This window comes from Sporosarcina sp. Y1004 (assembly GCF_057669665.1).
On record NZ_JBYHFQ010000032.1, the window covers coordinates 23,165 to 45,642 of the forward strand.

The 22,478-nt window shown below is 43.8% G+C and carries 20 protein-coding genes; 17 read left to right on the forward strand and 3 right to left on the reverse strand.

What is annotated here, in order from left to right; translation table 11 throughout:
• Nucleotides 1-24 precede the first annotated feature (24 nt).
• From AC25Y6_RS16945 to AC25Y6_RS16980, 8 genes are all read left to right on the forward strand, one after another.
• Entirely contained in the window at nt 25-294 is a 270-nt protein-coding gene (locus AC25Y6_RS16945; protein WP_482101106.1) for a sporulation transcriptional regulator SpoIIID, read from the forward strand.
• A gap of 184 nt (nt 295-478) precedes the next feature.
• Nucleotides 479-1,471: a rod shape-determining protein MreB gene (mreB, locus tag AC25Y6_RS16950; RefSeq protein ID WP_488143860.1), complete on the forward strand. Its 993-nt coding sequence runs from the start codon at nt 479-481 to the stop codon at nt 1,469-1,471.
• A 31-nt stretch (nt 1,472-1,502) separates the two neighbouring features.
• Nucleotides 1,503-2,342 (forward strand): flagellar hook-basal body protein, encoded by an 840-nt coding sequence (locus AC25Y6_RS16955; protein WP_488143848.1) that lies wholly within the window; start codon nt 1,503-1,505, stop codon nt 2,340-2,342.
• Nucleotides 2,343-2,372: 30 nt separating this feature from the next.
• A complete protein-coding gene (locus AC25Y6_RS16960) occupies nt 2,373-3,209 on the forward strand; it encodes a flagellar hook-basal body protein (protein ID WP_488143849.1) in 837 nt (278 codons plus the stop codon).
• 51 nt (nt 3,210-3,260) lie between these two features.
• Nucleotides 3,261-3,590 carry a DNA-directed RNA polymerase subunit beta gene (locus AC25Y6_RS16965; RefSeq protein WP_482101103.1) on the forward strand — a complete coding sequence of 110 codons (330 nt, stop codon included), beginning with the start codon at nt 3,261-3,263 and terminating at the stop codon, nt 3,588-3,590.
• Nucleotides 3,591-3,638: 48 nt separating this feature from the next.
• Nucleotides 3,639-4,085, forward strand: a complete 447-nt coding sequence (fabZ, locus tag AC25Y6_RS16970; RefSeq protein WP_488143861.1) for a 3-hydroxyacyl-ACP dehydratase FabZ — start codon at nt 3,639-3,641, stop codon at nt 4,083-4,085.
• A gap of 81 nt (nt 4,086-4,166) precedes the next feature.
• On the forward strand, nt 4,167-4,556 hold the full coding sequence (locus AC25Y6_RS16975) for a hypothetical protein (protein WP_488143850.1): 390 nt from the start codon (nt 4,167-4,169) through the stop codon (nt 4,554-4,556).
• Nucleotides 4,557-4,650: 94 nt separating this feature from the next.
• Complete coding sequence (locus tag AC25Y6_RS16980) at nt 4,651-5,019, forward strand: hypothetical protein (protein ID WP_488143851.1); 369 nt, start codon at nt 4,651-4,653, stop codon at nt 5,017-5,019.
• A 160-nt stretch (nt 5,020-5,179) separates the two neighbouring features.
• On the opposite strand, the gene AC25Y6_RS16985 is transcribed toward AC25Y6_RS16980, so the two are convergent.
• Nucleotides 5,180-5,629 (reverse strand): YwpF family protein, encoded by a 450-nt coding sequence (locus AC25Y6_RS16985; protein ID WP_488143862.1) that lies wholly within the window; start codon nt 5,627-5,629, stop codon nt 5,180-5,182.
• A gap of 264 nt (nt 5,630-5,893) precedes the next feature.
• Between AC25Y6_RS16985 and AC25Y6_RS16990 the strand changes: the two genes are divergently transcribed.
• Together AC25Y6_RS16990 and AC25Y6_RS16995 are read left to right on the forward strand one after the other, a co-directional pair.
• A complete protein-coding gene (locus tag AC25Y6_RS16990; RefSeq protein ID WP_488143852.1) occupies nt 5,894-6,334 on the forward strand; it encodes a single-stranded DNA-binding protein in 441 nt (146 codons plus the stop codon).
• Between the two features lie 395 nt (nt 6,335-6,729).
• On the forward strand, nt 6,730-6,912 hold the full coding sequence (locus AC25Y6_RS16995) for a hypothetical protein (RefSeq protein ID WP_482101099.1): 183 nt from the start codon (nt 6,730-6,732) through the stop codon (nt 6,910-6,912).
• A gap of 57 nt (nt 6,913-6,969) precedes the next feature.
• On the opposite strand, the gene AC25Y6_RS17000 is transcribed toward AC25Y6_RS16995, so the two are convergent.
• Both AC25Y6_RS17000 and AC25Y6_RS17005 read right to left on the reverse strand, forming a co-directional pair.
• The gene (locus AC25Y6_RS17000) at nt 6,970-9,714 is read right to left on the reverse strand and encodes a DEAD/DEAH box helicase (protein WP_488143853.1); all 2,745 of its coding nucleotides are present in this window, start codon (nt 9,712-9,714) and stop codon (nt 6,970-6,972) included.
• Nucleotides 9,711-11,291, reverse strand: coding sequence for an SWIM zinc finger family protein (locus tag AC25Y6_RS17005; protein WP_488143854.1), 1,581 nt, complete (start codon nt 11,289-11,291; stop codon nt 9,711-9,713). The genes AC25Y6_RS17000 and AC25Y6_RS17005 overlap by 4 nt, the downstream gene beginning before the upstream one ends.
• Before the next feature lie 377 nt (nt 11,292-11,668).
• Between AC25Y6_RS17005 and AC25Y6_RS17010 the strand changes: the two genes are divergently transcribed.
• From AC25Y6_RS17010 to AC25Y6_RS17040, 7 genes are all read left to right on the forward strand, one after another.
• Nucleotides 11,669-12,124 carry a transcriptional regulator gene (locus AC25Y6_RS17010; RefSeq protein ID WP_482101096.1) on the forward strand — a complete coding sequence of 152 codons (456 nt, stop codon included), beginning with the start codon at nt 11,669-11,671 and terminating at the stop codon, nt 12,122-12,124.
• Between the two features lie 421 nt (nt 12,125-12,545).
• Nucleotides 12,546-13,241 (forward strand): hypothetical protein, encoded by a 696-nt coding sequence (locus AC25Y6_RS17015; RefSeq protein WP_488139045.1) that lies wholly within the window; start codon nt 12,546-12,548, stop codon nt 13,239-13,241.
• Nucleotides 13,234-14,532 carry a permuted SH3 domain-containing protein gene (locus tag AC25Y6_RS17020; RefSeq protein ID WP_488143855.1) on the forward strand — a complete coding sequence of 433 codons (1,299 nt, stop codon included), beginning with the start codon at nt 13,234-13,236 and terminating at the stop codon, nt 14,530-14,532. The genes AC25Y6_RS17015 and AC25Y6_RS17020 overlap by 8 nt, the downstream gene beginning before the upstream one ends.
• Before the next feature lie 166 nt (nt 14,533-14,698).
• A complete protein-coding gene (locus tag AC25Y6_RS17025; protein WP_482104298.1) occupies nt 14,699-15,169 on the forward strand; it encodes a general stress protein in 471 nt (156 codons plus the stop codon).
• An 880-nt stretch (nt 15,170-16,049) separates the two neighbouring features.
• Nucleotides 16,050-19,925 carry a S8 family serine peptidase gene (locus tag AC25Y6_RS17030; protein WP_488143856.1) on the forward strand — a complete coding sequence of 1,292 codons (3,876 nt, stop codon included), beginning with the start codon at nt 16,050-16,052 and terminating at the stop codon, nt 19,923-19,925.
• A gap of 450 nt (nt 19,926-20,375) precedes the next feature.
• The gene (locus tag AC25Y6_RS17035) at nt 20,376-20,993 is read left to right on the forward strand and encodes a 3'-5' exonuclease (RefSeq protein WP_488143857.1); all 618 of its coding nucleotides are present in this window, start codon (nt 20,376-20,378) and stop codon (nt 20,991-20,993) included.
• A gap of 88 nt (nt 20,994-21,081) precedes the next feature.
• Nucleotides 21,082-22,299 carry a polysaccharide deacetylase family protein gene (locus AC25Y6_RS17040; RefSeq protein ID WP_488143858.1) on the forward strand — a complete coding sequence of 406 codons (1,218 nt, stop codon included), beginning with the start codon at nt 21,082-21,084 and terminating at the stop codon, nt 22,297-22,299.
• The last annotated feature ends 179 nt before the right edge of the window (nt 22,300-22,478 follow it).

Genomic DNA, 22,478 nt, shown 5'->3' on the forward strand with positions numbered 1-22,478 from the left:
GACCTCAGAGGAAAGGAAGAGGGCGTGCACGAGCAAATACGGAGGCGATGCGTGCGCCTCGGCAATATGTTACTGGAAACTGGACTTACGGTACGTGCGTTGGCAAAAGCGACAGGCTATTCGAAAAGCACGGTTCACAAAGACTTGACGGAACGCTTACCAAACGTCGATGTGGCCCTGTCAGAAGAAGTCGCGAAAATACTTGCCTATCATAAGTCAGTCAGACATTTGCGGGGCGGCGAGGCGACAAGAATTAAGTGGATGAACGAAACGAAAAGAGTCGGAAACAGTTAGAAATAGAAGGCGGTATCGCATCCACATCGCGATCCGTTTTTTGCTGTTGCAATAAATAGAGTTCTTTCACGAAAACAACCCTTAAGTATATTATTTATCAACCTTTTATGGTAAAATGTGTAGTCAGAAGCGTATACATACACGGGAATATCCAATGATGCGGGTGGAAGGGGAAACAGAAACAATGTTTGCAAAAGATATCGGCATAGACCTCGGTACAGCTAACGTCTTGATACACGTTAAAGGTAAAGGGATTGTACTGAATGAACCATCCGTAGTTGCGATGGATAAGAATACCAATAAGGTACTAGCAGTCGGGGAAGAAGCGAGACAAATGGTTGGCAGAACACCCGCTAATATAATTGCAACTAGACCCATGAAAGACGGAGTCATCGCTGACTTTGATGTTACGGAAGCGATGCTAAGTCATTTTATCAATAAACTGGATGTCAAAGGATTCTTATCCAAACCACGAATTTTAATCTGTTGCCCGACAAACATTACAAGTGTCGAACAGAAAGCCATCCAGCAGGCTGCCGAAAAATCAGGTGGCAAGAAAGTGTACCTGGAAGAAGAACCGAAAGTTGCAGCAATTGGCGCGGGTATGGATATTTTCCAACCAAGTGGTAATATGGTCGTCGATATTGGTGGGGGAACGACGGGCGTAGCCGTACTATCAATGGGAGACATTGTTACATCTCGGTCTATCACGACCGCCGGTAATACATTTGATAACGACATTACACTCTACATTAAACACAAATATAAATTATATATCGGTGAACGAACTGCTGAAGCTATTAAATTCAAAGTTGGAACTGTTTTTTCAGTTGGCCGAAAAGAAGAAATAGATATTCGGGGGCGCGATATGGCGTCAGGGCTTCCTCGTACAATTACGATACATTCCGATGAAATTGGAATGGCACTAAGAGAATCCGTTTTTATGATTGTTCAAGCAGCGAAAAACGTCTTGGAAAAAACTCCTCCCGAATTATCAGCGGATATCATCGATCGCGGTGTCTTCCTGACAGGCGGCGGAGCACTACTGCACGGCATCGACCAATTACTCGCACAAGAGCTGAAGGTTCCTGTATTCATTTCAGATAATCCGCTCGACTGTGTTGCGATTGGGACAGGCGTTTTATTGGATAATATACATAAGTTATCCAGCCGATAATCATTTTTAAAAAGTTAGGAGAAGTGAGCACATGTTCCGTGGATTTTATACAGTTGGGTCAGGTATGATTGCGCAACAACGAAAAACGGAGATGCTTGCGAACAATATGGCAAACGCCAATACGCCTGGTTATAAGGCGGAACAAGCAGTAATTCGTTCATTTCCGGAAATGTATATGTCGAGTATTGAAACAGCAAGAATACCGACGGAAAACGGCTTTCAGATGAAGGGATTATCGCCAGTTGGTGGGATTTCAACGGGTGTCTACATGCAGGAGACGCTGCCGTTATTTGCGCAGGGGCAATTACGTGAAACGGAGCTGACAACGGACGTAGCGCTCATCGATGGCCGCTTACCGATTGAGGAAGCCACGGGAACAGCGGGCGCCATATTCTTCAGACTTGAAAATGAAGGCGGTCGAGAACAATATACAAAAAACGGTAATTTCACACTTGACGCGAATGGTTATTTAACGAGTTCGGCTGGGGATTTTGTGCTTGATAGCAACGAACAGCGAATTGAAGTGCAAAACGATGACTTCCGCATAACTGACGAAGGCGTCATTATGGAAGGTGAAACAGCCGTCGCAACGCTTGGTGTTTCATTTTCACAGCGACCTGATACGCTTCAAAAACAAGGCGATGGCATGTTTGTAACTATGGACGGCGAAAACCTGGTTGCAGGAAATGACATGGCTGGCGTTACTTATTCAATGCAGCAAGGCTATCTGGAAGGATCGAACGTCGATGCGGCCCGGACAATGACGGACATGCTAACTGCGTACCGTGCATTCGAGGCCAATCAAAAAATTCTTCAAGCCTACGACCGCAGCATGGAAAAAACGGTAACGGAAGTCGGTCGTGTCAACTGATGACACGCCATCTGAAAGGAGCGGGGATGCATGATACGCACCATGACAACAGCAACAAATACGCTGAGTCAATTGCAAAACCAAATCGACATCATCGGAAATAACCTTGCGAATGTCTCAACACACGGCTATAAATCGAGTGATGCAAGTTTTCGTGAAATGTTGGTTCAGCAATTCAATAACGATAAGGCGGACACAGCACCGCGTCAATCTCCGAATGGTATCCGTTACGGTTCTGGGGCGATGCTTGGTCAAACACAGATGAATTGGAAAGCTGGCACCCTGCAAATGACTGGCCGTGAACTTGACTTCGCACTGACAACGCCAAAACAGTATTTTAATATCCTCATGCCTGACGGAGGCGGCGAGCAAACTGTCTACACGCGTCAGGGCAACTTTTACGTGTCACCTATTGCCAATGGACAAGTGATGCTCGTCAACGCTGAAGGATATCCGGTCGCTGACAGTGCAGGATTGCCTGTAACATTCTCGGATGACATAAAAAAATACACAGTCAAACCGGGCGGCGACCTAGAGCTCACGCATTCGAATGGAACGACTGAGTTTGTTGAGTTGGCTGTGACAGTGATGGAACGTCCGAATCTGATGGTGCGGCTATCTGGAACGAACTTTGGCCTGCCCGAAAACTTGGCAGACCTCGGTGTCACAGAAGCGGATGTCTTAACTGAGCTACAAGGTGCTGCTCGTAGTAGTATTGGAATGGAAGGCCAGGCGCTCGAAGCATCGAATGTGAACTACCAAAAAGAAATGACGGACCTCATCGGTATCCAGCGCTCTTATCAATTCAACGCGCGTGCAGTGACACTTGCGGATCAAATGCTCGGCTTAATTAATGGTATTCGATGAAATCCTACTAGAATGACGTCTGGAGCCTGGACTATTAAGGGAGTACTGACTATGACAGAAGAAAAAAAAATCAAGTTAAAAACCGAGCAACCAGAGAAGAAGCAAGAAGATGCCCAACCTTTACTACGATCAAGCCGGAAAGCAATTGGACGGCCTGAAAAAAAAGTCGAGGAAACTGCACCGAAAAAGCAAATCTGGGTACAAATACGTCTACTTCCTATTTGGGTTCGTATAATACTGGTCCTGTTGCTTCTTGTCGGAGCGGCTGCGCTCGGAGCGATGATTGGCTATGGCACTCTCGGAGACGGCAATCCAAGCGATGTTTTTAAAAAAGAAACATGGACGCACATTCTGGATATCATTGCCGGAAAACAAAAATAACAGCTTTTTTATCTTTTAAAATACATAGTAAAGTGGTAGGTGATGGACATGCTAACAGCAGAACAGATACAAGCCATTTTACCGCATCGTTATCCTTTTCTTATGGTAGACCGGATTCTTGAGGTTGAAGAAGGTAAACGTGCAGTAGGCATAAAAAACGTTACAATTAATGAAGATTTCTTCAATGGACATTTTCCAGGATACCCGGTTATGCCAGGCGTTCTAATCGTGGAAGCGCTCGCACAAGTAGGCGCTGTCGCTTTGTTGCAAAAAGAAGAGAATAAAGGACGTCTTGCTTTTTTCGCGGGAATCGATAACTGCCGTTTTAAAAGACAAGTGACACCTGGAGATACATTGCGTCTGGAAGTGGAAATCACACGACTTCGTGGAACAATCGGCAAAGGCAAAGCGGTTGCTACAGTCGATGGTGAAATTGCATGCGAGACAGAAATTACATTTGCACTTGGTCCAGTTGTAGAAACTGGAAAAAACTAATTTCGCTAATAAATGGAAGTTTCGATACAATGGTCAATACAGTGCTGTTAGATAGCACAAAGTGGGAGGTTTCACATCAATATGTTTAAAGATCTTTCTCCAAATTTAAAAAGCAGCATAACGAGATCGATTACACAGACATTCGAACAATACATGAGCGATATTGAATGGTCCGGTGAGCGATTTAGTATCGATGATTATTTTGCCAGTTGGCGCGAGTACATTACGGTAAAAGCGCTTTGGTACACTAAAATTCCAGACGAAGTAAAACTTGATCCGGGATTCCATGAAGATCTTGCGCAACGCATCAATAAAATTATCGCACGTATCCTCAGTGAACCGCCATCCGAAGAACAAATTGTTGAAATTCAGATCATGCAGGAAGAGCTGAATACGCACTACGAGTATAACTGTAAAGCGGAAGCAGTATACGTCGATACATTGCTGAAAAAACATTTAGCATCTTCATAAATAAAAACGGATAGTTCCCTCATTTCTGGCTAAGCTACGAAGTATCATACTTGTTTGTGTGATAGACGGCTTGTGGAGAGGAGGGAATTTATTCATGTTCAAAAAAGCGATACCACTTGTTCTAATCTCGGGACTTGTACTAACAGGTTGTGGTACCAACAACAACAACGACGACGTACCGAATAACAACGAAACGCCGATGGAAAACTTGGAGGACAACACAAGAGACATAACGCCTGATGTAAATGAACAAACAGGACCGGATATGGATGGTCTGGACAACGGTGGAGTTGATGACGGCATCATTAATGACAACAACGGAGACCGTAATGGCATCATCAATGATGATGGCGGCAATGCAAATCCGGACAATGGCATTATGAATGACGGCAACACAGACTCGGACAAGCGAAATGAAATGAACAACGACAATAACAATAATAACAACAATAACAATAAATAACCGCTAACCGCTAATCGCTAATCGCTAACCGCAAGCCGTGCGGGGAACCGCCTCATAACACTTGAGGCGGTTTTTCTACTCTAAATGAGCCAATCGTAAACAATTACATATAAAAACACAAAAAACTGCCTATAATGCTAGGCAGCACAACATAGACCATTCAACTTTCCGCATCTTCCTGATCTTCCTTTAAACGCGGACGAGAGCGCATATCTGATTCGAATCGACGTAACAAATCTTCCCCTCCAAGCCCCTCACCAATCAATTCCTCCAATAGCTGTTCGGCATATTGAGCCCGCGCACGCTTCAAACGACCTTTTAGCAATACAGAGATTTTATCCCCAATTGGTTTGACGCCTTTGACAGCAACACGGAATGCGGCAGGTTCGTTTTCAGGATACGAAATAACCACTTTTACTTCCAATAAATCCTCATCAGCTTTCCATTTTTCGAAAACGGACTGATGTTCTTTATCGATGAACATTTCTAAAATCCACATATGATGACTATTTTCCTGGTTGATAATAATTCCGTCACTCAGCGGATAATCGCGTAAGATATCATCTTGCACTATGCCCACTGACAACATTTTAAAAGTTTTTATCATCATCCACCCCAATCTTTTTCCTCATAGTATACCATAAGAGCAAATTCCAATGAAATTAGATAGATGCCAAAGTTGAATTATCAATGAAACCTGAAAATTCAGATACTCCTTAGGGCTATTCAATTACGATCATCCATGCCGCAAATAAAGTCGAGCAAAAAAGGAATTTGATGTCGAAAGATGACTGAAAATTGAAATATATGTGATTGCTCTTATTAAATCGGACCGAGTATGATGAAGTCAGAAACCAAGAGAGGAGGAACTCAATTGAATCAGGTTGCATTAGTTGGGCGAATTACGAAAGATCCAATACTTAAAAGAATCTCAGAAAGTAGGGTGCAAACCAGCTTTGTCCTTGCCGTAAACCGTAATTTCAAAAACCAGAAAGGAGAAATGGAGACAGATTTTGTGCTTTGTACAATGTGGGGGAGACCGGCGGAAAATACTGCAAAACATTGTGGAAAAGGTTCATTGATCGGTGTAGGCGGACGTATTCAATCCAGGTCATATGAAAGGGAGGATAAGAGTCGAGTCTATTTAACAGAGGTGATTTGTGAAGATGTTCGTTTTATTTTAACGAAAAAGCGTGCCAATGACAACCTGTACAGTGAACATGTAATAAGTACGCCACAGTCGATAGCGGAAAAAGAGGATGCTGAGCATTTCAATCTGCCGAGTAGAGAAGCAGAAGGATTACCGATTTTTTAACTTGAATGATTCAGGCGCAATACTACATATCATGCCGCGAATCTGTCGTGGCAAAAAGGAGGACTGCAACCGGGCAACAATCCGGGGCCGCAATGACAACTAAAAAGGATAGATAGTGAGTAATGCCCGATACACTAGTAGAAGGTAAATGTGAGAAAAAGAAATACTGGACATGTACAGAAGGGGTTCTAACCATGTCCAGTTTGAGTGAGTAAAGATACGCGTGCGGATTTCTCAGGGTCATCCGTACAAAGCGGATCTAGTTGCATAGTAGAAATCCGATGGGGGTCGGATTCTTACGCCTAATAATAACCACTTAAGAATCCTGGAATCGTGTTCTGCGCTTGTTTCCAGGATTCGGATAAGTGGAATCACTAGAGAGGGAAGTGAGAATTTTGGAGACACTTACTAAAGATCTGCAGAGGATGGAAATGCAAATTGAACAACTGATTAGCATAGTAGCCAATCAAAACAAGCGATTGAATCGGATAGAAGATGGCGATAGGAAAAATAGACTCGTAACAATACGTAAAATTCCGTACGCGGATGCGTCTGATGGGATTTATGCAAAAAACTAAAAAGGACTCCAGTGCCAACTGCGGCACGGGAGTCCTACACTTAAATGATACTGCTCTTTAGCTTTCGAAAGATAACAAATCGTCCAGTTCCGTGTCGGACAAATCCGACAGCCACTGACTTGATTGGATTAAGTCGGCGGATAGTGCCGCTTTCTCCACAAGCATCTTATCGATTTTCTCTTCAATCGTCCCGATCGTCACAAATTTATGGACGTGGACGAACTTTGTCTGGCCGATACGGTAAGCACGGTCGGTTGCTTGGTTTTCAACAGCGGGGTTCCACCATCTATCTGCATGCAATACGTGATTTGCACCCGTTAAGTTCAAGCCAGTTCCGCCAGCTTTCAACGACAGGATGAAAATAGGGAATTCACCTTCCTGGAAAGCCTCCACCAGTCGGTCACGTTGACCCTTCGGCATGCTGCCAGTTAAGAAGGGAACGTCAATGCCATGCAGTTCCGACAAGCATTGACGGATGAGTTGCCCCATGCCAATGTATTGAGTGAAGATCAGGCATTGCTCTTTGTTATTTGCGATGTCAGCCGCCATTGAGACGATCAAATCCAGTTTATTAGACCTTGACATCATTTGCTCAGCAGGAGCTTGTGGCTCCTTTAAGAAGAGCGCTGGATGGTTACATAGTTGTTTCAATCGGCTGAGCATTTTTAAAATGAGACCTTTCTTTTCAAAACCGGTAAGTGTCTGCAACTTGAATTTCGTTTCTTCAAGAAAACTTTCATACAAGGCGGCCTGTTCAGTTGTTAAAGGACAGTATTCATTCTGCTCAAGCTTTTTCGGAAGATTGAGCTGCAGATCAGGATCACTCTTCGTTCTGCGCAATAGGAATGGACGAATTTTAGCTCTTAACTTCCGTTTATCCGCTTCTGAATCGTCACGCTCAATCGGGATAATGTAGTTATCAGTAAATTTTCGGAAACTGCCAAAATACCCTTTGTGAATGAAGTCGAAAATTGCCCACAGTTCAGATAAACGGTTTTCAATTGGTGTACCCGTCAAGGCAATATGGTGCCTACCTCGAAGTTTTCGTATAACGCGGGATTGCTTTGTCTGCATGTTCTTGATATTTTGCGCTTCATCAAGCGTAATGCTCGCAAATTCTGTCTCCGCTAGCATTTCACCGTCCTGTGAAGCCGTACCATACGTCGTCAGTACGACGTCAGGCTGCAACTGGTGAATGAGTTCTTTAAAGTTCTCGTCTTTCGCTCGCATCGGACCGTAATGGGCATGGACTGAAAGAGAAGGTGCAAACCGTTCAAGTTCTTTTTGCCAGTTGCCAAGTACACTTGTCGGACAAACGATGAGTGATGGCGTATTTGTATCGGGTCTTGCATGAATGTTAAGCAGATAAGTAATGAGTTGAACAGTCTTTCCAAGCCCCATATCATCTGCCAGACATGCACCGAAGCTATTATCACGCATGAAAGTCAGCCAGTTGTATCCGTCTTCCTGATATGGCCGCAGTTCAGCAAGTAAATCTTTTGAAATGCCGGCAGCAGGAAGACCTTTTTTATCGGACAGCATTTCCATATAACCAAGAAGTGATTTCTGCATCGTAAAAGCAAATAATGGATCATCTAAATCTTCATCCTCTTCAAGAGGGACTATTTCTTCAGGAATGTCTTGGAAAAGTAAGTCTTTAACAGTCCATTCCCCAGCGTCCGCACGGTCCATCAGATCGCGAATTTTTCTCAGCCACAATGGATCGATATGGAACCATTCATCGCCGGAGCGAATGTATTCACGGTTTTCATCGACAAGTTTACGGAAATCCTCGCGACCGATCGTATTACCGGCAAGTGAGAAGTTCCAATCGAAAGACAGCACTTCGTCTAAACCGGTAGCTGATTTATACGATTGCACACCCGCATTGGTCCGTATTCTCAATTTGGATTCTGTCACTGATTTCAGCCATGCTGGTAGGATGACGGGGTATCCGAATGATTGAAGCAAAGGCAAGTCATCCTGGATGAACATTCGTACTTCAGGATCAGACATCGGTGTTGCTAAGAAACTTTCACTAGGAACAATGTCCACTGAACCTAGGAAAGATGTCATTTCAGATTGCTTCTTCACAATGTCATCCGCGTATGGCTTCCACTTGGCAGGAAGCGCTTCTACGGCAGGTGCATTCACTTTCCGCATAGCAGGAGACCAATGTGCCCCGCGTTCTCCTACAATAACCGATTCAAGAAGCCATTCCGTGTCAGTAGTCTCGACTGCTGGTTCAGTCAAGCGGAATGCAAGATTGACCGGCATTGTCGAAACGGTTTCACCCGGCCAGCCGTATGTCCGTAAATGGGGTAACAATGAAGCAAGCAGTTCAGGATTAATGCCAGATGTTGAAAGCTTACTACTCACAGCATGAGCGATTACGGCAGCTGCACCTTCGGAAATACCTGCTTTCTTGCTATCAAAACGAATACTAGTGCCGTCTACTTCCGCATAGTTCCATAAGTCGGGGTCGCTCCATGAATTTGCAGCTTCCCGAACGGACGTAAGTAACGCGTCGTCTTCAGCGGTAAGCCCTTCGAAGGTAATGTAGGGGTGCATCGCTGAAAAAATAGGCAGTAGCTTGTCTGCTTGCACGTAAGCAAAGTCTGCGTCTGTATTGATAAGGAGTCCAAAAAGCGCACGTTCATTGTTAAAGAACAGGAAGGAAACAAGTTCGTCCGGTTCAATCTTCAACCCATTGCCTTCTTCCGCGGCAATGGAAAATAGTCCATCTTCCAGTAAGCGAATGCTCAAGCGGAATAGGCGATTTAATGTAAATGTTCCGGTCATAAATTTAAATTCCCTTTCTCCATTTCTTCCATCAATGCGCGAAGTCTGCGGTTTTTTTCACGCACTGTATCAATGTATTGATTCCAAAAGTCGATTTTGCCACTTTTTTTCGAACCGGCTTTCATTTGTTTAAACAATTTGACGGCTCGCCGATAACTATGTCGGTTCTTTTCTTTTATGAAACCCATGGCAAACGTATGAAGGAGTGGTAAGACAGCTGCTGGATCTGTACTCAGTGCCAATTTCAAGCCGCCTGCTTCCGCCCCGTCATAAGGAACACCGTATCTGTGCATTAGCGCTGCCCATTCGGCAAAACGTTCACGTTCAACAAGGAAATCTGCATACACATCGACGCCCGGTTCCCCGTATTGGGCAAACATGCCTTCACGGAGCTCTTCCGAAAAATCAGCGGCTTCAAATAAACCGTCGATTGTGCGCACAAATGCAGGTCGGCCAGCCGAAGAGACAGATTCGTTAACGTAGTCACCAATATAGGGGAGCATTGCATGCATAATAATAGACAGTGATTCTACTTCATCATAACTTTCGGCAAGTTTTGCAAGAGGCAGCCATGTAATCACATTATCAGCTGTTACATTGCTGACCATTTCCGCCAATTCTTCATGTTTTCCTTCCGTTAGATGGAAAAAGGCGATAAAAGTTCGAGATTCCTCCGAGTTTTCTTTCGCAAGAATTTCCAACTCAACGCTTCGCGCGGCTTGATAGGGGAAGAGGTTCTCCCAAAAAAGACGGTAAACATGAAACCTTTCGTTGAACAAACCCGAATGTCCAAGCGCAAATGTCCGGACTAGCTCTTTCACTTGTTCATGAAAAGCGTCTGCTTCAAATAGTTTTGGTTTCGCACCAATGGCTGAAACGCTATCATTCAGTTTACCCAGTTGCTCAGTTAGCCAGTTTTGTACGTACCACTTACCGTAGAAGAATGAGGTCGGTTCACCGCCTAAATGGGCGTTAACATACGACCACCCGGCATCCAGAACATGCAATCGATAGTAAAGTTCAAATAGAGGTTTCCACTCATACTCAAAAGGAATTAACGGAGCCGCTTTTTGATCAATCAAGGACGTTTCATGGATGAACACACCCGGATTTTCAGCTGGCTCAATCGTGCGAAGTGGAATGGTTAGGCGCTTCAGTACATGAATCCATGCTTCAGGTGTGCGTTCAGATATGGAAAGTACCATCTGTTGCGAGTCGGTTCTGCGCCATTCGTGGAGCCATTCAGTCAGAGAATTCTGCTGTGAATATAAGTGGAATATAACGGCGATCCGGTGGGAACACCAGCCGGAATAGCCGCATGTACATTGGGAACTTTCATTATTAAAAAGAAGGCGGACTTGTTCCGAATCCACACCAAAGAGACTTGCAACCACTGTGTTTTCAGATGGGTCGTATACATATGAATCGGTTGCGCCATTTCGGACGAGTGCGACTGCACGTCTAACTACGAGTGCTTCGGCATCTACCCCAGGCCGCAGTGCATGTTTAATGCCATTCATATATTCATCTATTTCGTTTTCGTGCAAGTAGGATACACGTTCGACAGTTATATTCAACGGATCACTCCCTAAGAAAAGCATTCCTTCTATTATACCGCTTTTTAGCAGCGAGCGGAAATGATGTTATCCATATCTTGTTCTTTTGCACATTTATTTATCATCCTTCTAATCGTTTTGCTCGGTTTCGCAAAGAATCCGGTCATTTCAGTCAACAAGGGAGAATTGAATAGTTGCTCGCTAGGACAAAATTGTTTGTATTAGCTCAAGCCTCAAACATCCAAAGAATAAAAAAGTATTAGCAAGTAACAGCATATATACAAGCGGAATATAATAGATTAATGTAAAGATGAAAAGTTAACAAAACATTCACAAAACAAACGCAGATGTGGTAGACTGATAATAAGTAGAATATACAATAAAAGGGAGGGAGAAAGATGCTATCAGTACAAAGGATGACACCCTTTTTCACAAGCCAAGAAGATTACCGTCTCCGTCTCGTATTTGCCTACCAGTATTTCTCCATCATAAAAGGAGGAGACGTATTTCAATTCATTCCATCGGAAGGAAAAGAAATCGTTGTCAATATGAGAAGTTTGCAAGTTGAAAATCTAGGAGAAGTATTTGTTTTTCAACGTGGGAATCGCTTTATACGCTTGCCACTCTACCAGTTGCTTCTTATTTCGGATCTTCACATGCATCTAACAGTAATCCTAGAAGGGAAGATGGGGATCGAATCACAAGAAAAAATGCCGGAAGTGATATCACTTGAAGCTGCAGCGATTATAGAACATTTAGAGGCGGAAAACAGAACGCGTATGATTGATTATGCGCTCGAAACAGATGACATACAATTATTCGATGAACTGACGGAAGGACTGCAGCAAAATTGAAAAATGAAACTTGAAACACACCTGTCGTTAGACGTTAACGGTAGGTGTTTTTTTTGTCTTCAATCCCAAGTGTTATCTATTCTCTCGCTCTATTACAATAACAAACCTGTCAAACTGAATGAAAAGGGATAAGCTCCTTCAGAAACAACAATTCGACCATTGTCGATTTCCCGGGAAATAAGCGAAACAACATTTCCCATAATTTTTTTTTACAGTGCCCTTTTATAGAAGGATAGACAAAAAGTTCGTTTCTTAAACAGTGAAAGAGAGGTTTCCGTCACTTGCAATTCCCTAAACTAGTAAACAGGACATAATTTTAAGCCCTCAAACATTGCAAATCTCTCAATTTTTGCTAAAGTAAGCATAGGAGAATTTTGACTTCAACAAATTCAGCCATAGTTAGCAGAAGGGGATTACCGCAATGTTTTTTGATTTTAAGTTTTGGCAATTCTTGACGAATCCGTATAAATTGGCGGACCAACTTCAAAATTCGAAGATGCGCGGTTTTAAAAGGCGTTTCTTATTCGTATTCTTTATCGGATTCCTCTTATTCGCACTACGTGATATATGGGGCATGAATACGGAGTCTATTACCTCGCTCCTTTCGACGATGACTACAACCGATTATACAATTGCAAGATATGTTTCACTGCTCGGTGCAATAATATGGGCACTTATCTATATGGGATTTCATTTCTTCGGGTTTGCATACATACTAAGTCGATTAACTGCGATTCCATTTAAAAAATTAATGCCCTTGCAATTGCTTGTAACAGGTATTCTCTTGCTCGAGAAAGCGGTTATTTTCTTTGTGTTCACAATGAAAGGGGCGGCAACAAGTGTGTCGTTTCTATCTTTCGGACCGCTTGCAGCAACTTTTCTTAATAACTGGTACATCATTCTTTTCCTCAATCAATTGACAGTGACGACCGCGATTATTATCGCACTTCAATATCAATTCATCCGTTCATATACGGGCGGTATTGAACGTAAAGGGTTTTTCTGGGTTCTGATAGGAATTCATGTAGCAATGGCACTCATCGTAGCAGCTGTTGGATTTATCCCGCTGGAAGACTTATTCCATTCCCTCATAGAAAGGGGTGTCGGCAATGAGTAAAGTAAAGAATATTGCTGTAACCGTTGCAATCAGCTCGTTTTTGGCAGCAAACTTCTATCTGCTCTTTTCTGATAAAAGCGTCATCACCAAATCAGTCTATGTTGATCAATTTGAACGAATGACAAGCAGTGATTACCAGGAGAAACTACCAAAAGAAGGATTTGTTGCGCCAGTTGAAACGTATACGGTCTACATTGACGGAGAAGATACAGTCGATTCATGGCTCGTAAAAGAAGGTGACCCTGTCACGGTCGGGGATGAAATCGCGATTTTGCAAACAGAGCGTGCAGAAGGTCAACGTGCTGTCTGGGAAGCAGAACGTGATGCGCTTCTACAGCAGTACTATTCGGTACAAAGCATGATTTCCACTTTGGAGTCCGAACGCCAAGAAGCGCAATCCGATAGTTCATCGAACGTCAATCGACAAGACAATGTCTCAGAAGGTGCAGAAGACACCAAGCTTGAAGTAGGTTTGAACGTGGATGTCAACGTTGATGTGAAACAGGATGGTTCATTTGCGCAAGCAATTGCAGCCGCTGAACAGGATTTGGCAGAAATTGATCGTCAGCAAACGGTTATCGAAGCACAGCTGGCCCAAAATCCGGACAGGCCCGCATTGATTAGTCCTGTGGACGGTGTCGTTTCAAAAGTGACCCGTGTCGGTTCCACGCTTGCCGTCGATATTTTCAGTTCACAAAAAGCGATTGTCACGTATACGAAAAACGAAGAATGGCTAAAAATTAAAAATGGTGACCCAGTAATCATTCAAGGTGCTGGCTTCGAAAATGCTGTGGAAGGAACTGTGCTATCCGTTTCACAAGCACCTGCTTTGGACAATGAATGGCTAAATGCATATAAGGCACTTGACGATACACAGGTTAAGAATCCGCTAAGCTATTATGAAGTTCGTATTTTAACGGACGAGGCAGTAGAATCTGTTCCGTACGGATCCAACATCAACGCAGTTGTTATCGTCAATGAAGCCACGGATGCCATCTCTGTAAAAGAAAAATGGCTAAATGACTTGTATAAAGAAAGTGCGTCTGTATGGATGATTAACAAAGAAGGACGTGCCGAAAAGAGAGATGTAAAAACCCCGTTTGCGTGGGAAACACGTGCGGTTGTGACGGAAGGTCTAACACTTGGTGATGTAGTACTCGAGGAACCATCGCTGGTGGAGTATGTATACGAACCAAAAGTGTTTCTACCGATACCTACCGACTTGCCTTCAAAGAAAGAATGGAGAGCATTCGGATGGAGAAATTACGTGAAATATATACTAATTCGATGAAGTACGAACCTCGCAATTTGCGGGGTTTTTTCTTTGTTTAAAACACATAGATTCACAAACTGTAATCTGTTTGTAACAGTTTACATGTTTCAGATGTGAGTGAAGGGGTATTTTCTAGACTAGCAAGCCAATTAGCTTTTCACAAAATTCTAGGAGGCGTTATGAAATGGTTACAAGACATGTAGTGGGACATTATCATACTGAGGCTGAAGCAATTGCAGCAATTGAAGATTTGAAAAGACAGGGTTATGGATCAGATGAGATATCGGTCATGAGTAAACATTCAGAAGACGTTGAAGCCATTGCAGATGAAACAGGTACACATGCAGCTGACGGTGCAGCAACAGGAGCGGCAACCGGTGGAATTCTTGGCGGACTCGGTGGTGTTCTTGCTGGAATCGGTGCACTCGCCATTCCAGGAATCGGTCCAATCATTGCAGCCGGACCAATTGTAGCTGGTATCACTGGTGCAGCTGCTGGAGCGGGAGTCGGGGGACTTGCCGGCGCACTTATTGGTATGGGTATCCCTGAAGAAGAAGCGACACGATACAACGATTATTTCAATGAAGGCAAAATTCTCGTGTTAGTAGACGGCGATTACACCCGTCCGGACGATCCATATCGCCCACTTATCTAACTAGGAATATAAACTTTAGCTTTTTTTCAAATCTCTGAAACAGCTATCAAAATAGATGCGATGTGTCGTCAATTAATGGCGACATATCGCATCTTTTTCATTGTTTCCTTATTGAGAGAGTTGTGATTTAGAGTGCACATTTTAGATCGCTTGGCGCTTTGGGGATGCCTTTGCAGCCACCGAAAAAGTCCGAATTCCTACAATCCCGTTGATTTCCGTTCCGAGCGGACGCTTTCCGCGGGCACGGCTTCAGCCTCCTCGTCACTGCGTTCCTGTGGGGTCTTCAGCTCGCGCTTTTCCCGCTGGAGTCGCCGCTCTTCACTACAATCAACTAGTTCTTACTATAAAAAAGAACTTTTTCAGTGCCCTCGATGCCTTTCGCCCTGAGCCTGGATAGGCACTTCGCATCCAGTCTCACGGCTTCGGCGACCCCTTTGCCGCGCCTTCGCTGGGGTTGTTCATTTTCGTGAGAGTGATTTTTAGATGTATGGATTGAGATATAATGTGAGTACTATTAGATACTAATTTCATTGAAGGAAGACACACTTCAGATTGCAAATCTACTTCCCAATAACGTAATGGGCTTTCTTACATAGACCTTCCAGCGAAGGCGCGACTTCGTGGTAGCCGGAGCGATAAGACTGAAAGAGATTTCCTTTCTGGCTTATCGCGGGAGGCATCCACAAAGCGCAGAAGCGGTATTAGCAGAATCTCTAACTCCATCCCATGCCGAAGCAATATCAGCACAATCTCCACTCCACAAAGTCCCTTTGAACGATTTATCACAAAGTGTATTTTGTATCATTACCACACTAGTAAACTTATGGTAAATTAATGGTGTTACACTATTCTGACTAATTTGGCGAAGGGGGACTCAAATTTGAAGAAGAACACGTTCACAAAGCGGTTCAGTGCTTTCTTGGCTATCGCAATGATTCTATCATTACTGACACCGTTTTCAGCGTCAGCAAATGCAGAAACAGCAAGTGCACTGCCATTCAAGCCAGAAAATGCTAATGAAAGCATCATGCAACAAAAAGCGGCCATCGCGGAACAACTAAACACACTTGAAGGCGGTTCCAAGCTGCACAAAGACCTACAAGGATTAACAGGAAGTGAGCAAATAGCCATTATTGTTCACCTATCCGAAAAACCCGTAGCCCTCGAAAAGGGGATCAAAGAGCTAAAAGGGAAAAAACTAACAGCAACAGAAAAAGCAACAATAAAATCAAAAGTGAAAAACCAACAAGCAATGGTGAAAAAAGAAGCTCAAATTAAAAACATTAAAATCAACGAGAAATTCGCCTATGATACGGTCCTAAACGGTTTCGCTGCAACAGTTAAAGCCGAAGACCTCGAAAAGATGCTCGACCTTACCGGCGTTACGCTAATCGAGCCGGATACGGAAGTACATGCACTCGAAGAAACAGTCACACCTGTATCCGGAACAGTCGATGCAGCAATGGATACAAGCATTTCATTCCTCGGAATCGAAAAACTATGGGATGAAGGCATTGAAGGGCAAGGCATTAAAGTCGCGGTGCTCGACACAGGCATCGACAAAGACCATCCGGATTTCGCTGGAATTTATAAAGGTGGCAAGAACTTTATTCCGAACTCTTCCACATATACGAAAACGCGTGCAGCGGACGACGCATCAGAAACATTACCGTCTGAACGTCCTGCAGGAACGCCTGAATTCAATGCGAATGGAAGCGCTTTCTATACGTCTCACGGTACGCACGTAGCGGGTACAATTGCTGCAATCGGAGACAATCCATACAATGTTAAAGGGATTGCACCGAAAGTAGATTTATACGCATACCGCGTTCTGGGTGCGTACGGGAGCGGATCTACGTCAGGTATCGTTGCAGCCATTGAAGAAGCAGTGATTCAGGAGATGGATGTTATCAATCTATCATTAGGTGGCGGAGCAAACTCTGAAACAGATTCAGGCTCATTTGCCATCAATAACGCAATGATGGCCGGAACAATTTCAGTAATCGCAACAGGAAATTCTGGACCGAATCGCGGGACAATGGGGACACCTGCAACAGCGCGACTTGGAATTGCAGTCGGCAATACAACAAATCCTGAAGCGCATTTCGACAGCAATGTAACAGTAACTGTTGGGGACTACAAACTATCAAAAACAATGAACCTAATGGGAACGACATTCGAAGTAGATCTAGCTTCGCAATTAGCAGATGAGTACGAAGTCGTAGGAATACCCGGAATGGGTACAAAAGCCAATTATGCTGGCTTAGATGTAAAAGGAAAAGTAGCACTTGTCTCACGTGGAGAAATTGCCTTTGTGGACAAAATTGATGCAGCAAAAGAAGCAGGTGCAATTGCAGTCCTGATTCATAACTTTACAGGCGGTTCAAATGCGCCACAGGCTTCAGGTACATTCCTAGGTGATGCATTTGAATTCATCCCAACGTATGACTTGTCCCAAACAGACGGCGAAGCAATTCGCGCTGCGCTTACGAATGGACAAGGCACAGTAACATTCTCAGGTTTCAATAAAACCATGACAATCGGTGACGAGGTAAACGCATCTAGTTCACGTGGTCCGTCAACGCCGAACTTTGATATTAAACCGGACGTCAGTGCACCTGGAACGAATATCATGTCAACAATTCCAATGTACAAAGACGACAACCCAACAGCAAATTATGACCAAGCATTTTCACGTAAAACAGGTACTTCGATGGCAACACCGCATATCGCGGGTATCGCAGCACTAGTTAAACAAGCGAATCCTTCTTGGAACGCGTTTGACGTGAAAGTTGCTTTATCCAACACAGCAAAAGTTTTGGACACAGCTAAGTATGATGTCATGGCGCAAGGCGCGGGGCGTGTAGACGCTTACGCGGCAGCACATCCATCTGCACTTGCTTATGCAATTGATACAGCGGTACTCGACAATAGCAATGCAGTGGTCGAAAACAAAAAAGGGACAGTCACATTCGGTCCTCAATCCATTAAAGACGGCAACATTTCCGTGACAAAACAGATTCTTGTGAAAGACGTGAAAGGCAGCAGTGGAACGTACAATGTAGCAGTAGATGTTACGAAATCCTTCGCAGATGCACAAGTAACAGTCGACAAATCTTCATTCACATTGAATAATGAGCAATTACTGACAGTTACATTGACAGCTTCTCGACAAGCAAATGCAACAGCAGGTTCTGAACTGCTTGGTTATATCCAGATCACAGGCGGAGACACTGAAATGTCATTGCCATTCGCAGCGGACTTCAGCGGGGTAGCTGCCGTAGAATTCAAAGACTTTGAAATTACGGAAACGGACTTGTCATTTGACGGGGACGGCGTGCAAGATGAAGCAATGCTTTACTTCACCGTAACAGGCAATCTCAAAACGAACTACCTAGAAATTTGGGATATCATGAATCCAAATGGCGGCTTTTACGGTGACGGTTATATCGGTTACCTCTATTCGGGGACATCACTACCAGCAGGTTCATACCAGCTTGGAGTGAAAGGGCAGTATATGCCTTGGACTCCGGGCGCAGTGCTTACAAAAATACCCGATGGATTATACACATTTGACTTCTCAGCACTAACGGTTTCAGGTACACCACCTACCGTCGGCGGTTACGTCGGACCGATTGTCGTAAAAACAACTGATCCAGAAATTGCAGGTTCGGTTACAAATGGACTAGCAACTGGGCAAGTGACGGACAAATACCTGGATTATAATCCGGAACTCGCAAAACATGGTCTAAACTATGAAATTAATACAAAACTAAAAGCATCTTATGTCTTAACTCAAAATGGCGTAACAGGTGAGCCTGTTGAATTCAAACTGGCAGCAGACGGGTCGTATTCATTCCCTGTACCTGCATTTAATGAGACAACAGATTCACTTAAAGTAGTAATTAATGATGCAGCAGGAAATAGCGGTGAAAAACTGCTCGACGGCGTCACATCTGATGTAGTCACAGTCGCTGTCAACAAAGAAAGCCTAGCACTTGAAATCGGTGCGACGGAACAAGTAACAGTAACTGAAACGACAACAAAACCGGACGGAACTAAAGAAGACAAAGACGTCACGCAAGGTGCAACATTCACGTCTGCCGATGAAACCGTAGCGACCGTCGAAAATGGTATCGTTACAGCAATCGGTGCAGGTACAACAGACATCACAGTCAGCTACAAAGAATTTACTGCAACGATTGCTGTTGAAGTAGCGGCATTAACGGAAGTTCCAAAACACTTAGTAACGGAAGATGAAATCGCGGGTCAAGTAAATGATAAAAAGGCAAAAGAAATCCAAATTATAGTTTCGCCGTCCGAACAGGAATCCACAATCGAATTCAGTGCTGCAATCTGGCAAACGATTGAAAAATCCGGTAAAAACCTAGTCATTACAAAAGGCGAAGCTTCATACAAATTATCGAAAAAAGCGATCGGAAAACTAGGGAAAGAAGCTGGCGGTGACGTGACAATCACACTCAACACGGCTGACGCGTCATCAATCGCAGATGCAGTATCCGAAAACTTCACACTTGGTCTAGAAGGCGGGAGCGGAGAGAATCGGTTCGCATTGACTCATTTCAATGAAAAAATCGAAATCAACCTTCCAATCGACGAAACCAAAGTGAAAAAGACAAACAAAGTGGCTGTCCTCAACCTTAATTCGAATGAAAGATATAAAGCAAAATACAAAAACAATAAACTCGAATTCGAAACAAAAGGTGCGGGTAGCTTCGTAGTAGTCAATGACTAACTATGTAATACACCTTCCAAAGAATTGCACATAAATCTTTGCTGTATGCTTTCCAATTAAGTAGCTGCAGTTGCTTGGAGTGCAAGCGCGAGACTCCTGCGGGAAAAGCGTTAGGTGAAGACCCCGCAGGAAAAGCCGTAACGCAGAACGGCTTTTGCGACCAAAAGCGTTAGCGTTGGGAGCACGTAATGAGCGACGAGGAGGCTGAGGCAACGCCCGCGGAAAGCGAGTGCTGGAACGGAAACAACAGCCCGTATCATAGGTTAAATTCTTAAATTCATCTTATTACAATATCGTTTTAAGAAAGTGAGATTCCAATTCATCGTATCGGAATCTCGCTTTTTTATTTCCAATAAATTAATGAGTAACCATTGAAAAAAAGGGTATTAAGTAGTATAAGTAGAATTACTATTAATCAGAAAAGGAAACTACTGAAAAGGATGTGCCTATATGGCTGACTGGAATACAAAAGCATTCGAATTACTCGAAAGAAAGCCGAAACAACAAAACTGGGGCGCTAGAAGAGCGGCAAAGGATAAGAAGTATATAACATCATCAGCCTCCGTAAATAATTACATCGTACTCGACTTTGAAACGACAGGATTAAGAGCAGGTGCGGACAAAATCATTCAAATCGGCGCCATAAAATACATTGATCATGAAATGAAAGACATGTTCAATACATTCATTAATCCATACCGCCACATACCACTAGCAGTTACACACCTTACAGGCATTTCAAATGAATCAGTTCAACGGGCGCCAAGCATAGAACAAACAATTGACGAACTGCTCGAATTCATCGGAGACCTTCCGATTATCGCCCACAATGCCTCTTTCGATATGGGTTTCCTGTATGCACTAGACAGCATAGAGGGCATCACAATCCCGACGTTCACCGTCATCGATACCGTGAAACTAGCCCGGAAAAAAATAACACAAACACAAAACCACAAACTAACAACATTGACCGAATTCTTGCAGCTCGAACACGATGCACATGACGCAATCGGCGACTGTCTCGCCACCGCCGCAATCTACCAATACTGCACGCAAAGTCATTTATAATAATCCCCCGCATAATCTGCTAAATCAGCAATAACGGTTAGCAGGTTTTGCTATGATGAAAATATGCATAAAGAAATGGGGCAGTGCGATGAAAAAAACTGTATTTGCCATCTGTACAGCGCTCGTGTTGAGTTTGGTTTTCGGCATACCTATGGGAGAGGCAGCAGTCAAAAAGCCAACCCGCCATGTAGGACTCCATGACCGATTACTCGACTTTCAAGACGTCCGCGTCATCGACAATGACATGAAAGTACCACTGAAAGACATCGCAAAAGTGCTATATCTTACAGTGGAACAAGAATCAGACATCACCCACATCCGAAAGAACGGCATCGAACTCAGCTATGACGACACCATGAAAAAAACAACGAAAAACGGCATAGAACTCAAATTTACACCCATTGTAAACGTCGACGGCGAGCTCTTCATCAGCGTCAAAAACATCGCCCGCGAATTTGGATTCAAAGTACAATACTTCCCCAACCTGCAGACCCTGCGCATTTATCGAGACGACTACAAGCACATGAACGCTGAAACTTACGAAATACACATTAAAAAGTTGTTGGATGAAAAACACAAAGTCAAACCACCAGCAAAACCGCCAGTAGTCAAAACGCCAAGTAAACCACCAGTAAAATTGCCAGTAGTCAAAACACCTATCAAACAACCCGCAAAATCGGAAACAAATGTCTACTTAACCTTTGACGACGGCCCCAACAAATTCACCACTATCAATAACGCCACACTGAAAAAATACAACACACAAGGTTCATTCTTCTTCCTAGGAAAAAAGATGATTGACAATGAAACCATTGTTAAAGCCGTCGCCAAAAACGAAAACTATATCGGCGCGCACAGCATGACGCACGACGCCAAAAAAGTATACAAAACACCAAAAGCATTCATCGGTGAAATGAACGAAGGCACGAAACTCATCCACAAAATCACCGGACGCAATGCCAAACTGCTCCGCGTCCCATATGGCAGCAAACCACACGTCACACCCGCCATGCAAAAACAACTGAACAAATTCGGATACAAAATGTGGGACTGGGACGTCGACTCCTTAGATTGGAAATACACAGACAAAGAAACAAACACCATCATCAAAAACGTCCGCACCGGCGTCGAAAAAGCCTATAAATCCGGCGACCGCAACATCATCATTTTAATGCACGATCGCAGCCAAACAACAAAGGCACTCCCGCAAATCATCGAATGGCTGAAAAAGGAAGGCTACACCCTGAAAAAATACGAACCCGACCACCACATCATCCAAAACTTCCTACAAGACACATCACTTTAAACAAACACCGCCTCGCATCACGAGGCGGTGTTTGTTTGGGTGCGCCCAGCATGGGCGTAGTCTGTAGGGTGCAAGTCCCGAACTGTGAAGGCAGAAGTAACAGTTAGTTTAACGCAAGGGTGTCCATGGCGACGTGGAATCTGAAGGAAGCGAGCGGCAAACCTCCGGTCTGAGGAACA

What these genes read in the sequence shown, in the direction of transcription:
- fabZ (WP_488143861.1), top strand. Translation starts at nt 3,639, where the DNA reads ATGCTAACAGCAGAACAGATACAAGCCATTTTACCGCATCGTTATCCT.
- AC25Y6_RS17010 (WP_482101096.1), top strand. Translation starts at nt 11,669, where the DNA reads ATGCTATCAGTACAAAGGATGACACCCTTTTTCACAAGCCAAGAAGAT.
- AC25Y6_RS16965 (WP_482101103.1), top strand. Translation starts at nt 3,261, where the DNA reads ATGACAGAAGAAAAAAAAATCAAGTTAAAAACCGAGCAACCAGAGAAG.
- AC25Y6_RS17015 (WP_488139045.1), top strand. Translation starts at nt 12,546, where the DNA reads ATGTTTTTTGATTTTAAGTTTTGGCAATTCTTGACGAATCCGTATAAA.
- AC25Y6_RS16960 (WP_488143849.1), top strand. Translation starts at nt 2,373, where the DNA reads ATGATACGCACCATGACAACAGCAACAAATACGCTGAGTCAATTGCAA.
- AC25Y6_RS16980 (WP_488143851.1), top strand. Translation starts at nt 4,651, where the DNA reads ATGTTCAAAAAAGCGATACCACTTGTTCTAATCTCGGGACTTGTACTA.
- AC25Y6_RS16955 (WP_488143848.1), top strand. Translation starts at nt 1,503, where the DNA reads ATGTTCCGTGGATTTTATACAGTTGGGTCAGGTATGATTGCGCAACAA.
- AC25Y6_RS16975 (WP_488143850.1), top strand. Translation starts at nt 4,167, where the DNA reads ATGTTTAAAGATCTTTCTCCAAATTTAAAAAGCAGCATAACGAGATCG.
- AC25Y6_RS17040 (WP_488143858.1), top strand. Translation starts at nt 21,082, where the DNA reads ATGAAAAAAACTGTATTTGCCATCTGTACAGCGCTCGTGTTGAGTTTG.
- AC25Y6_RS17020 (WP_488143855.1), top strand. Translation starts at nt 13,234, where the DNA reads ATGAGTAAAGTAAAGAATATTGCTGTAACCGTTGCAATCAGCTCGTTT.
- AC25Y6_RS17000 (WP_488143853.1), bottom strand. Translation starts at nt 9,714, where the DNA reads ATGACCGGAACATTTACATTAAATCGCCTATTCCGCTTGAGCATTCGC.
- AC25Y6_RS16985 (WP_488143862.1), bottom strand. Translation starts at nt 5,629, where the DNA reads ATGATGATAAAAACTTTTAAAATGTTGTCAGTGGGCATAGTGCAAGAT.
- AC25Y6_RS17025 (WP_482104298.1), top strand. Translation starts at nt 14,699, where the DNA reads ATGGTTACAAGACATGTAGTGGGACATTATCATACTGAGGCTGAAGCA.
- mreB (WP_488143860.1), top strand. Translation starts at nt 479, where the DNA reads ATGTTTGCAAAAGATATCGGCATAGACCTCGGTACAGCTAACGTCTTG.
- AC25Y6_RS17035 (WP_488143857.1), top strand. Translation starts at nt 20,376, where the DNA reads ATGGCTGACTGGAATACAAAAGCATTCGAATTACTCGAAAGAAAGCCG.